The organism is Arthrobacter sp. PvP103, from assembly GCF_017833075.1.
GTDB lineage: Bacteria > Actinomycetota > Actinomycetes > Actinomycetales > Micrococcaceae > Arthrobacter.
Genome location: NZ_JAFIBQ010000001.1, coordinates 4,511,562 through 4,524,236, shown reverse-complemented (window position 1 = coordinate 4,524,236; position 12,675 = coordinate 4,511,562). Strand labels below are relative to the sequence as shown.

At 66.2% G+C, this 12,675-nt stretch carries 11 protein-coding genes; 9 read left to right on the top strand and 2 right to left on the bottom strand.

Translation table 11 applies throughout. From position 1 onward, the window contains the following. Positions 1–119: 119 nt before the first annotated feature. The gene (locus JOE41_RS20575; protein ID WP_209753446.1) at positions 120–1,508 is read left to right on the top strand and encodes a phosphomannomutase/phosphoglucomutase; all 1,389 of its coding nucleotides are present in this window, start codon (positions 120–122) and stop codon (positions 1,506–1,508) included. 109 nt (positions 1,509–1,617) lie between these two features. Here JOE41_RS20575 and JOE41_RS20570 read toward each other — a convergent pair whose 3' ends face one another. Next, complete coding sequence (locus JOE41_RS20570; RefSeq protein WP_011691799.1) at positions 1,618–2,400, bottom strand: DeoR/GlpR family DNA-binding transcription regulator; 783 nt, start codon at positions 2,398–2,400, stop codon at positions 1,618–1,620. A 73-nt stretch (positions 2,401–2,473) separates the two neighbouring features. After that, positions 2,474–3,616: a Gfo/Idh/MocA family protein gene (locus JOE41_RS20565; protein WP_011691798.1), complete on the bottom strand. Its 1,143-nt coding sequence runs from the start codon at positions 3,614–3,616 to the stop codon at positions 2,474–2,476. Positions 3,617–3,751: 135 nt separating this feature from the next. Between JOE41_RS20565 and JOE41_RS20560 the strand changes: the two genes are divergently transcribed. The 8 genes from JOE41_RS20560 (at position 3,752) to JOE41_RS20525 (ending at position 12,519) form a co-directional block, all read left to right on the top strand. After that, the gene (locus tag JOE41_RS20560) at positions 3,752–4,669 is read left to right on the top strand and encodes a PfkB family carbohydrate kinase (protein ID WP_209753445.1); all 918 of its coding nucleotides are present in this window, start codon (positions 3,752–3,754) and stop codon (positions 4,667–4,669) included. 12 nt (positions 4,670–4,681) lie between these two features. Then, the gene (locus JOE41_RS20555) at positions 4,682–5,566 is read left to right on the top strand and encodes an aldolase (RefSeq protein ID WP_209753444.1); all 885 of its coding nucleotides are present in this window, start codon (positions 4,682–4,684) and stop codon (positions 5,564–5,566) included. Positions 5,567–5,655: 89 nt separating this feature from the next. Continuing rightward, positions 5,656–6,942, top strand: a complete 1,287-nt coding sequence (locus tag JOE41_RS20550) for an ABC transporter substrate-binding protein (RefSeq protein WP_209753443.1) — start codon at positions 5,656–5,658, stop codon at positions 6,940–6,942. After that, positions 6,939–7,901, top strand: coding sequence for a carbohydrate ABC transporter permease (locus JOE41_RS20545; protein ID WP_011691794.1), 963 nt, complete (start codon positions 6,939–6,941; stop codon positions 7,899–7,901). Before JOE41_RS20550 ends, JOE41_RS20545 begins: the two co-directional genes overlap by 4 nt. A gap of 4 nt (positions 7,902–7,905) precedes the next feature. Next, entirely contained in the window at positions 7,906–8,721 is an 816-nt protein-coding gene (locus tag JOE41_RS20540) for a carbohydrate ABC transporter permease (RefSeq protein ID WP_011691793.1), read from the top strand. Between the two features lie 79 nt (positions 8,722–8,800). Continuing rightward, positions 8,801–10,240 (top strand): NAD-dependent succinate-semialdehyde dehydrogenase, encoded by a 1,440-nt coding sequence (locus JOE41_RS20535; protein ID WP_209753442.1) that lies wholly within the window; start codon positions 8,801–8,803, stop codon positions 10,238–10,240. Next, positions 10,241–10,984, top strand: a complete 744-nt coding sequence (locus tag JOE41_RS20530) for a sulfite exporter TauE/SafE family protein (RefSeq protein WP_209753441.1) — start codon at positions 10,241–10,243, stop codon at positions 10,982–10,984. Between the two features lie 284 nt (positions 10,985–11,268). Beyond that, positions 11,269–12,519, top strand: coding sequence for an AGE family epimerase/isomerase (locus tag JOE41_RS20525; RefSeq protein WP_011691790.1), 1,251 nt, complete (start codon positions 11,269–11,271; stop codon positions 12,517–12,519). Positions 12,520–12,675: the final 156 nt, after the last annotated feature.

Below are 12,675 nucleotides of genomic sequence, written 5' to 3'. Positions count from 1 at the left end.
CCTATTGCTGAGCCGTTTCGGTGAGGGGTGACCTACACCTGCTAAAGTGGTGTTGAAATTCCAACACTCCATGTTCGCATAGCTACTCATGCGCATGGCCGCGACTTCCCGGGAGCAATATGGACCTGTCACCGTCCTTCAAGGCCTACGACGTGAGGGGCGTCGTCGGCGTTTCCATCAGCGAGGAAAGCGCCGAAGCCGTGGGCGCCGCGTTTGTGGACGTGCTGCGCCTGTCCGGCCAGACCATCGCTTGCGGGGGGGACATGCGGCCCTCTTCACCCGGTTTTAGCGGCGCCTTTGCGGCGGGCGCTGCCCGGCGCGGTGCGGACGTGAAGTCCCTGGGCCTTATCTCCACCGATGAGCTTTACTACGTGTGCGGCGCACTGGACATAGCCGGGGCCATTTTCACCGCGAGCCATAACCCCGCGCAATACAACGGGATCAAGATGGCCAAGGCCGGCGCCGTGCCGGTTTCCGCCGAAACCGGGCTCACGGCCATACGGGACCTGGCCCAGCAGTACGTCGACCGCGGGATCCCCGCTGCCGCGGTCCAGGGCACCGTGTCCACGCTTGACGTGCTCGCGGGTTACGCAGAAAAGCTCCGCTCGCTCGTGCCCTTGAATGCCGTCCGGCCGCTGAAAGTGGTGGTGGACGCCGGCAACGGCATGGCGGGGCTGACCGTTCCCGCGGTCCTTGGGAACCAGTTCCACCCCGCATTGCCGCTGACTGTTGTGCCGCTGTACTTCGAGCTCGACGGGACGTTTCCCAACCATCCTGCCAACCCGCTTGAGCCTGAGAACCTCCGCGACCTGCAGGCCGCCGTCATCGCCCACGGCGCCGACATTGGCCTGGCCTTCGACGGCGACGCCGACCGCTGCTTCGTGATCGACGAGAACGGAAGGCCGGTGACGCCGTCGGCCGTTACGGCATTGATTGCCGTGCGGGAGATCCGCCGCGCCCAGGCCGCCGGGGAAGCCGAGCCGGTGATCATCCACAACCTGATCACGTCACGCGCGGTGCCGGAAATTGTTGCCGCGACCGGCGGACGGCCGGTCCGGACCCGGGTGGGACATTCCTTTATCAAGGCTCGGATGGCCGAGGAGGGCGCCGCGTTCGGCGGCGAACACTCGGCCCACTACTACTTCCGCGACTTCTACAACGCGGACACGGGCATGCTTGCCGCCATGCACGTCCTGGCCGCCCTAGGCGAGCAGGAGCGGCCCTTGTCCGAACTGGCCCGCGAGTTCGACCCGTACGCGGCCAGCGGCGAAATCAACTCATCCGTTGACGGCGTCGACGGCAAGCTGGCGGACGTGCGGGCCAGCTACGCGAACGGTGCCGTAATCGATGAACTCGACGGGCTCAGTGTCAGCAGCGAGGCCGGGGACTGGTGGTTCAACCTGAGGGCCTCCAACACGGAGGAACTACTGCGGCTCAACGTCGAAGCCGCCGACGCCGCAACCATGGCCCAGGTGCGCGACGCCGTCCTGCAGCAGATCCGGGCCTAGCCGCCCAGCACCACGTTCACCGGCTCGTCCCCCGCCGGCAGCAGCGAGATCTGCATCGCGTCCGCCACCGGGGCCCGGGCCACGTGCCGGGCCACCCGCAGCGGCGCGCTCACACGGCAACCACGACCTTGACGTTGGCGGCACCCAGTGCGTCCTCGATTTCCCGGGGCGGCGGCGCGTCCGTCACCAGCACGTCCACGGCGTCGAAGGCGGCGAGCCTCGCCAGCGCGTACCGCAGCATTTTCTGGTGTGTTGCCACCACCACCACCTGTTCAGCTGAGTCCATAAGGGCGATCTTGGTGGCGCGCTCCACGTCCCGCTCAATGTAGAACGCCTCGTCGTGGAGCCCGCTGACCCCGATAAAAGCAGTTTTGGCCCGGAGGCCGGCGGCGGCGCTCACCGTCATGGGACCGTTGAACGCCTGGCTGTCCAGGAGCAGCTCACCGCCGAGGCAGATTGTCCGCGCCGCCGTCAGCTGCAGGCAGCGCTGGATGGCGGGGGCCGAGTGCGTGATGATGGTGCCCGCAAACGTCGGCGGCAGCTCCAGGGCAATCTGGTACGTGGTGGTCCCGGCGTCCAAGATGATGGCGTCCCGCGCGCCGATCATGGACACGCAGGCCCGGGCCACCCGCTGCTTGGCGTCAGCATCCTCCCGGACCCGGGCCGCGAAGTCCGCGTTCTGCCCGCTGGCATTGACGGCGCTGACGCCGCCGTGGACCACCCGCACCAGTCCCTTTTGGGACAGCACGCGGGTGTCCCGGCGCACCGTCATGTCCGAGACCGCGAACGTCTCGGCGAGGTCCATCGTGGAGATGAAGCCCCGCTGCTCGAGCTGGTCCAGAATGGTGCGCTGGCGGGGCGTCAATGGCGCCTCTTTCGGTGAGCTGCTCATATCCCCTTCTCCTGCTTCCCTTAACCGGGCGAATTTGACCTGCCAGGGCGTTGCAATTCCAACACAAATCTACTCAGTGACTGAGCCCGGCACCGGCATTCGTCAGCTCTACGGGGCGTCCTTCGATGATGGAGCGCTCGGCGGCCAAGCCCATGCGCACGGACTGCAGGCCGTCGGCAACCGTAACTTCCACCGGCCCGTCACCCAGGATGGCTTTGCGGTAGCCAAGGTGTTCATAGTACGTGGAGCCGTGGTGGGCGCCGGCAGCGAGGACGGCCTCATCTACAGGAACCTCGTGCATTTCCGGCCCCAGCGGCGAGCGCGGGCTGAATTCCACCGTCGCCTCGGCCTCGTCGCCCTCGATCCAGTGGTTGGCCGCCACCGGGATGAGGGTCTCGATCTTGGCGGCGTCGCCCACAATGGAGATCCGCTCCTGGAACTTGGAGCCCTCCGCGAACATGGACAGCTCCAGCATGGCCCGGCGCCCGCCCTTGAAGTCCACAATCACGTAGGCGTTGTCGATCATGTCTGACACCCTGCCGTCATACACCTCGTCCATGTGGTTGACGTCGTGGCCGCCGCTGGCGTAGACGCGCACGGGTTCGTCCTGCAGGATCAGCCGCATCAGGTCGAAGAAGTGGCAGCACTTCTCCACCAGCGTGCCTCCGGTCCGCTCCGTGAAGCGATTCCAGGCGTCCACCTTGTGCAGGAACGGGAAGCGGTGCTCCACGATGGAGAGCATGTACACGTTGCCGAGCCTGCCGCCGTGGGCCGCCTGGATGATTTCCTGCACCGGCGGCATGTAGCGGTACTCCATGGCAACCCACACCGGCGCGGTGTAGTCAGCTGCCAGCGCTTCAAGCTCGTCGGCCTGTTCCGCAGTGGTGCACACGGGCTTCTCCACCAGCACGGGCAGGTTGGTGCCACTCGCGAAGATGTCCTTGAGGATGGCCAGGTGCGTGTCGTTGGGGCTGGCGATCACCAATGCATCCACCAGTCCGGACGCGAGCAGGTCCTGGTGACGGGAGAAGGTCTGTACCTCGTAGCCGATTTCCGCAACGGTCTCCGCCAGCGATGACGGCTGGGGATCGGATACGGCGGTGATGTGGCTTCCCGGGATCAGGGCAAGGTTCCGGACGTGTTCGCGGGCCATGTGGCCGGCACCGATAAGGCCGTAACGAATGGTCCGGACCGATTCCGCAGAAGGCAATGACATGAGCTGCTCCGTTTCTCTACGTTGAGTGTGGGACCGCGGCGTTGCATCCCAAACAGAACTATACAGAAAGTGTTGTTATTCCAACATAGCGTGTGTATATTTCTTCAGTACAAGCCGACTACAACGAGGTGGAACGTGTCCCAACCGTCAACCGGAACCCTGCTCTTCATAGGCTCCGCCACCCTGGACTCCATAGCCCTGGTTCAGGATTATCCCGCTGCAGACAGCCGCACCGTCGCCGCAGACTTTACGACGGCGGGAGGCGGCCCGGCTGCCACCGCCGCCGTTGCTGCCGCGAGGGCAGGCGCGCGGGCCGCCTTCGCCGGAGTCATCGGCACCGACGAGGAAGGCGACCGCGTCATCAGCGGTCTGCAGGCTGAAGGCGTGGACACCTCAGCCGTGGTCCGCGATCCCGGCGTCAAAACCGGAGCCAGTGTCATCGTGGTCAGCAGGGTCACCGAAAGCCGCGCCATCGTCACCCGCCCGGTGCCGCCGGTCAGCTTCCCGGCCGAGGGGCGCTTCCGCGAACTCCTGGAAGCCGCGGCGTGGGTACACGTGGACCACCTGGGCTGGAACGCCGTCGCCAACCTGCCCGGGCTCAACCACGGCGACCTGAACCTCAGCGTGGACGCCGGCAACCCCATCCCGGCTTTCAGTCCGCGCGGCGTCGCACTGTATGTCCCCACCATCGAACGGCTCCGCGCCGACTACGGCGACCACCACAGTGTTGGGGCGCTGCTCCAGAAAGCCATCGACGACGGCGCCTCCGCCGTCGTCGCGACCGCCGGGTCCGAAGGGGCCTGGGTCAAAACCGGCCACACCGACGCCGTGCACGTGCCCGCGACGCCCGCCACCATCGTGTCCACCCTGGGCGCCGGCGACGTCTACCACGGCGCCCTGCTCGCCGCCGTGGCCGCAGGCCTCCCGCTCGTGGACGCGGCAGCTTTCGCCGGCCGCACCGCAGCTGCCTCCTGCGGGCGACTGGACGGCCGCTCCGGCATCCCGCACCAGAACATCACCCCCGCCCTTGCCTCCAATCACACCCCTAGCTGAAAGAAGCAGCCCATGACTTCCACCGATCTTTCACCCCTGCAGCGCCCGTCAGGCGCCTTCGCGATGCTCGCCGTCGACCAGCGCGAAGCGATGCGCAACATGATCGCCGAACACCAGGATGTCCCCGTCACGGACCAGGACCTCCAGGACTTCAAACTCCAGGCCGCCAGAATCCTTACCCCGTACGCCTCCGGCGTGCTGATCGACCGGCAGTTCGCGCTGGACCAGGCCATCGAGGACGGCGTGGTGGACCCCGGCTGCGGACTCATCGCCTCCGCCGACCACTTTGAATCCGCGCACGGCGAGCTGGTGGGCGAGGTCACCATCGACCGGCTGGTGGACCCGCACAAATACGCCGCGCTGGGCGTCAAGGCCCTCAAGTTACTGGTGCTGTACCGCCCGGACGAGCCCGCCGACGGCCGCGTGGCCATGGTGCGCGAATTCATCGAGATCTGCCGGTCCGCCGGGCTGATCAGCATCATCGAGCCCGTTTCCCGCAAACCGCTCTCCGGCGGTGACTTCGACTGGAACGCAGGCATCCTCGCTGCCGCGCAGGAACTGGGCAGCCTTGGGGCGGACCTATACAAGGCCGAAGTGCCATTCCACGGCCAGGCCCCCGAAGCTGACGTGCGCGCAGCCTGCGCCGACCTGACCCGGGCCATCGACGGCCCCTGGGTTGTCCTCTCCTCCGGCGTCCCCGAGGACGTGTTCCCCGATGCCGTCCGGTGGGCCTGCCTCGAAGGCGCCAGCGGCTTCCTCTCCGGACGCGCCGTCTGGGCGTCCTGCATCGGTGCCCCCGACGTCGTCGAATCCCTCTCGACGGACGCCGTCCGGCGGCTGCAGCGCCTCTGCGCCGTGGTGGACGACGTGGTCTCGTCGCAAAAGACCAGTGCATGAGCAGTCCCGACGCGCCACGCGCGTCCTGGTGACAGCCATTCCGTAGGCAACAAGCAAGGCACAGCAAAACACTCAACGAGGAGAATATTGTGAGTCAGATTTCACGCAGGCAGGCCATCGCGATTCTCGGAGCCCTGGGCTTCGGAGCAACTGCGGCAGCATGCGCCGGACCCGGCGGCACCACGGCGCCAGGCGGCGCCACCGGACCCGCCGCACCCGCCACCGGTGCCGTCACCGGCAAGGTGTCCTTCGCACATTGGCGCGGCGAGGACAAGGTGGTGTTCGACGAACTCATCAAGCGCTTCGCGGCCTTGCACGACGGCGTGGACGTGGTCCAGGACATCTCCACCTCCAACGACTACAACGCCCAGGGGCTGCAGAAGGTCCGCGGTGCAGCCATCGGCGACGCGTTTGCCACCTTCCGCGGCGCCCAGTTCAAGAACTTCACCGAGGCCGGGATCTATGCCGAACTCAAGGGCAGTAAGGCCGCCGCCAACTACCAGCCGGGCCTGCTGACCGCCGGGCAGTCCGGCGACAGCCAGCTGGGCCTGCCGTACCAGGTTGTCTTCCCCATGCCCATGGCCAACGCCGACCTGTTCGATAAGGCCGGCGCGGAGATCGCCCCGAAGGACTGGGACGGCTTCTTGGCCATGTGCGAGAAACTCGCAGCCTCCGGGGTCATTCCCATCTCCTGGCCGGGCGGCGACGTCGGAAACGGCGGCCAGCTGTTCAACTGCATGATCGCCAACAACGCCCCCGTGGACGACATGTGCGCCCAGATCGAGCAGGGCAAGCTCAAGTGCACCGACGACTGGTTCCTCAAGATGCTCGGCCAATACAAGGAACTGGTCCCCTACCTGCAGCCGAACGCCACCGGCACCGCCGTGGAGCCCGCGCAGAACCTGTTCTCCCAGGGGAAGGCTGCCATGCTGGCCACCGGCTCGTACCACATCGCTGCCGTCCGCGGCCTGGGCGCGACGTTCCCCATCGAGCTGGTGTTCCCCAACACCTCAGACGGTAGCGGCAAGTTCGAAGGCGCCTACAACGCCACGTTCATCCTGGGCGTCAACTCAGCGAGCAAGAACCAGGCCGCCTCCGCGGCGTGGATCGACTTCCTCTCCGAGCCCGAGAACGCCGGCTACTACGCCAACAAGACCGCCCAGCACGTGGCCGTGAGCAACGTGGAGTACACCAACCAGGACCTAAAGCGACTCAGCCCCTGGCTGGACAAAAAGACGGCGCTGGCCGCCCGCTTCCAGTTCCAGAACCTCGATGTCCGCAACGCGGTGGAGGCCAGCGCCACGGCTGTCATCTCGGGCACCAGCCCCGAGCAGGCCGCCGAAGCCGCCCAGAAGATTGTTGACGAACGGCTATGAGCACCCATACCAAAATGGCTGCCGAACGGAAGGGCGCGGACGGCAGGACTGAAACCGACGCCGCGAAGGGGCGCCGCCGCTCCCCCACGCGGGTGAATCCAGCACTGTACCTCTTCCCGCTTCCGGCCGTCGCCATTATTGCGTTCTTCCTGGTGATGCCCACCCTGCAGGCGTTCCAGTACGCCATCACGGATTGGAACGGTTTCTCGGCGGCGTTCAACTACGTGGGGCTGGACAACTTCGTCCGAGCCTTCACCAAGGACTCGCTTTTCACCAACGCGCTGACCAACAACTTGAAGTTTGTGCTGATGGTGGTGATCGCGCAGACCGCGTTTTCGCTGGTGCTGGCCCTGCTCCTGACGAAGAACTCGCGCGGCAGCATCCTGCTCCGGGCGCTGTTCTTCTTCCCCACCATCCTGTCCTCCGTCTCCGTGGCCTTCATCTGGAAGTTCATCTACGACCCCAACTTCGGCCTCGCCAACGCGGTCCTGGGCGGCGTGGGCCTCGAAGCCCTGCAGGGTTCCTACCTCGGCAACAATGCCCAGGCCCTGTACTGGGTGGCCGTGACGCAGGTCTGGTTCCACGCAGGGCAGATGATGGTGGTTTACATCGCCGGCCTCCAGGCCATCCCCCGGGAACTCTACGAGGCCGCGGAAATGGACGGCGCCGGCAAATGGCAGCAGTTCAAGTCCATCACCTGGCCATTTGTGGCCCCTGCAACGTCCATCGTGGTGGCCTACACCACCGTCCAGTCGTTCAAAGCCTTCGACCTGATCCTGGGCATCGCGGGGAACCCGCCCAAGCAGTCCCTGGACATCCTCTCCACCCGCATCTACAGCACCTTTGCCAACTCGGAGTTCGGCTACGCCGCCGCCCAGTCGATCATCTTCATGGCGATGATCGCCCTGGTCACCTGGCTCCAGCGCCGTTTGCTCCGGCTGACCCCGAAGGGGGAATGACAGCATGCTCGCTTCACTAAGCCGCCGCGCAATTCTTGGCATTTACGCGGTCATCATCATCGTTCCGCTGACCGTGGTGGGGTTCGGCAGCTTCAAGTCAACGCAGGAACTCTTCGCCGGACCGTTCAGCCTGCCGCAGTCCCTCTCCCCGGCCAACTATGCCGAAGTAATCGGAGGCCAGGACCTGGGCTCGTCCTTCACGAACAGCGTGATTGTCACCGCAATCTCCGTGCCGCTCACCCTGTTCCTGGCCAGCCTCGCCGGGTACGCCATCTCCCGGCTCAAGGGTTTCATGGCCTGGGCCATCTTCGGCTTCCTGGTCTTGGGCATGGCCATCCCGGCGCAGGCCAACATGGTGCCGCTGTACGTCCTGTTCGGCCGGCTGGGTTTGCTGGACAGCCTGGCAGGCCTGGTGCTGGCCAACGTCGTGTCCACCCTGCCCATCGCCGTCTTCATCCTCGGCGGGTTCATGCGGACCCTGCCCAAGGAACTGTACGAGGCATCCTCCATAGACGGCACCGGCCCGTGGCGGACGTACGTGTCCATCGCGCTCCCCCTGTCCGCCCCGTCCGTTGCTGCCGCGGCCATCTTCCTGTTCGTTATCCACTGGAACGAACTGCTCTACCCGCTGCTGTTCATCCAGTCCCCCGGCAACCGGACCCTGCCGCTGGCACTGCTCAGCTTCCAGGGGGAGTTCCAGACCAACTACCCGCTACTGTTCGCCGGCGTCATCCTGGCCTCCCTGCCCGTGGTGGTGGCCTACGTCTTCCTGCAGCGCTACTTCGTTGCCGGCATCACCGCCGGCGCCAGCAAGGGATGAGCATCACGACGGCGGCGGCGGGCTTCCGCGCCCGCCCCGCCGTCCCGGACCCCTCCCCGCCCCACGAAAGGCATCATCCGTGAACCTCAAATCAGCCCAACACCTCGTCAACGGCACCTGGCACGCTACCGGGACCTCCAAGCACTTGACGGACCCCGGAAACGGCAGCACCGTAGGTGAGGTCGCCTGGGGCACCGCCGGGGATGCCACCCAGGCAGCCGACGCGGCCGCGGAGGCCCTTGGGTCCTGGTCACGCACCACGGTGCGCAACCGCGCCGACCTGCTCCGCAGCGCAGCCGACCTCCTTGCCGAACGCCGCGACGAACTCGCCCACACCCTGGCGCTCGAGGCGGGCAAGCGGCTCCCTGAAGCCCAGGGCGAGGTGGACTTCTCGGTGGAATACTTCCGCTGGTTCGCCGAGGAAGTCCGCCGCTCCACCGGCACCGTCAGCCCGCCCGAACTCCAGGGCCGGCGCCACCTCAGCCTCCGTAAACCTATCGGCGTGGCACTCAGCCTCACCCCATGGAACTTTCCCGTATCCATCCAGGCCCGCAAACTCGCCGCAATGCTGGCAGCAGGCTGCACCGTGGTGGGCCGGGTCTCCGAAAAGGCGCCGCTCGCCGCCACCGGCCTGTTTGAGGTCCTGCACGACGCCGGGTTCCCCGCCGGCGTCGTCAACCTGGTCCACGGGCCCTCGCGCGAAATTACCGCCGCCCTGATGTCCCACCCGGCGGTCCGGGCCGTCAGTTTCACCGGTTCCACAGGCGTGGGCCGGCAGATCATGGCGTCTGCATCGGAACGCGTGGTCCGGCCCCTGCTCGAACTGGGCGGCAACGCACCCTTCATCGTGTTCGAGGATGCCGACCTGGATGCCGCCGTCGAAGGTGCCGTCCTGGGCCGTCTCCGCAACACAGGCCAGTCCTGCGTGGCCGCCAACCGGTTCCTGGTCCAGGACAGCATCGCCGAGGAATTTTCGCAGAAACTGGCGGCGCGGTTCGACGCCATGAGCATCGGCCACGGCGTTCCCGACGACGGTTCTGACGTGCCGGACCTCGGCCCCATGATCGACGCCGATCGGGTGGCCGCCGTCCAGGCGCTGGTGGACGACGCCCTCGCGCGCGGCGCACGCCGCGTCACGCAGCGGACCGATGTTCCGGCGCGCGGCGCGTTCATGGCTCCCACACTGCTCACGGACGTCCCCGACGACGCACCCCTGGTGAGCGAAGAAGTGTTCGGCCCGGCGGCCGGCGTCGTGACCTTCACGTCGGAAGAGGACGCTATCCGCAAGGCGAACGCAACCGAGATGGGCCTCGCCGCTTACCTCTGGAGCCGCGATCCCAAGCGCGCCTGGGACATCCCCGAACGCCTGGAAGCCGGCATCGTGGGGGTCAACGATCCCCTCCCCTCCGTAGCGTTCGCCCCCATGGGCGGCGCCAAGCAGTCCGGTCTGGGCCGCGAAGGAGCAAGCCTTGGCCTCGAGGAGTTCGAGGAGGTCCAGTACGTGGCCTGGAGGCCGTAAATGCTGACCACCGGGTTGGTGCTGGGCGCCGTCGTCATGGGAGCCGGGATGCAGCGCATCACCGGCATGGGCTTCGCGCTGGTGGCTGCTCCCTTCCTGGTCCTGCTCCTGGGTCCGGTGGAGGGGGTCGTGCTGGTGAACGTCTGCGGCGCCGTGACGGCGGGGGCAATCATCTTCCGGGTAGTGCGGGACATCGACTGGAAGCGGTACGCGGCATTGGCGGCGTCGGCGCTGCTGGGGATCATCCCGGCAGCCTTCCTGGTCCGGCTCATCCCGCCGGCGGTGCTGGAGATCTCCATCGGAGTGCTCCTCGCCGTCGGGCTCACCGTTTTGCTTGGCCTCAAGTCCGCCACCCTTCCTCCGAGCCGCCGCTACCTTGTCACGGCCGGCGGCCTGAGCGGGTTTATGAATACGGCGGCCGGGGTGGGTGGGCCTGCCGTGAGTATGTACTCCATCGCAACCCGGTGGCAGCACAAATCCTTCGCTGCAACCATGCAACCGTACTTTTTCACCATCGGCGCGTTCTCCCTGATCTCCAAGGCCCTCACTGCCCCGGCCACCTTTCCCGCACTGCCCTGGGGAATGTGGGTGGCCGTCGCCGTGGCCTGCCTCGCAGGGCTGGTGCTGGGCGACGTCGCTGCCCGCTTCGTCCCGGCCCGGGCCGCCCAAGTCCTGCTGATCGTCCTTGCATACCTGGGAGCGGCTGCCACCATCATCCGCGGTGTGCTCGATGCCGTCGGCTAGCAGCCGCTGCTGCACCAACCCATTCCCTCAACCATCAACGAAAGGGCTGCCATGGCTCCCGTCTCCCCCCAAGAAAACCTAGTGCGCGTGTCCACCAACAAGGGCGAGACCGTCACCTTGACGATTGATGCGGGCGCTCCAGTGACCCTCCAGCTTGATGTTGGAGGGCAGTGCAGCTGTCGGGGCACTGCCGGTGTTGCTGGCGCATACACAGATACCGACTTCGGCACCCACTAATCAGGCACCATTCTCAATCTGCACCCGCACCATGGAAAGGAAATAACATGACGTGGCTGAACAGCGCCGCTCACGCGCGATGGCTCGAGGCCGAAACCGATCGGCTGATCAATTTCGCCGCGGGGTCAAAGGTGCCCACCGGATTCGGCTGGCTCGACAACAACGGTGCTGTGTTCACCGACAAGCCGACCCACCTCTGGATTACCGCGCGGATGGTTCATAGTTTCGCGGTCGCTGCCCTGATGGGGCGGCCAGGCGCTGCGACACTCGTCGACCACGGCATCGCCGCCCTCAACGGAGTCTTCCACGATGATGAGTTCGGCGGCTGGTATGCCGAGGTAGACGGGAACGGACCGGTAAACGACACCAAGTCCGGTTACCAGCACTCATTCGTGCTCCTCGCCGCTGCCAGCGCCGTTGCGGCCAACCGCCCGGGCGCCAGGGAATTGCTCGACGAGGCACTGCGAATCGCTGACACGAGGTTCTGGGACCACAACGCCGGCATGTGCTTTGACTCGTGGAACCGGGAATTTACGGAAACGGAAGCATACCGTGGCGGGAACGCGAGCATGCACTCCGTCGAGGCGTACCTCATCGTCGCCGATGTGACCGGGGACAACCGCTGGCTCGAACGGGCGCTCCACATCGCCGAGGTGCTCATCCACGACTTTGCTCGCAACAACGACTACCGGGTCTTCGAGCACTTCGACCCGGAGTGGAACCCCATGCCGGAGTACAACACCGATGACCGGGCCAGCCAGTTCCGCGCGTACGGCGGAACGCCCGGCCACTGGGTTGAGTGGGCACGCCTGCTCCTGCACGTCCGCGCCGGGCTCGAAGCCCGCGGCATGGAGGTCCCGGCCTGGCTGCTGGACGACGCACGGGGCCTGTTCGACGCCGCCATCCGCGACGCCTGGGAACCGGACGGTCATCCGGGCTTTGTTTACACCGTCGACTGGGAAGGCAAGCCGGTGGTCACCACCCGCATTCGCTGGGTTCCCGCCGAGGCAATCGGGGGCGCGGCAGCACTCTACATCGCCACCGGCGACCAGAAGTACGCGGACTGGTACGAGCGAATCTGGGACCACGCCCGCGACTGGTTTATCGACTACGAGCACGGGTCCTGGAAGCAGGAACTCGACGAGAACGGCAATGTCACCTCGACCGTGTGGTCCGGCAAGGCGGACATCTATCACCTCTGGCACTGCCTGGTGGTCCCGCGACTTCCACTGGCACCAGGGCTTGCTCCAGCAGTCGCGGCCGGCCTGCTGGATGCACGGCTTGCTGCTTCCAGGTAAGACAAGGAACCTGCGGCCCCTGACTTCGTGGGTCCTGCGGAAAGCCGCTATTTAGACACCCGGCAACCCGGACCAGGTGACCATATTGGTCACCTGGTCCGGCTTGTACGAACGCCTCCTTCAGGGCACTCTCCGAATCACGCGCCGGGACCTGCT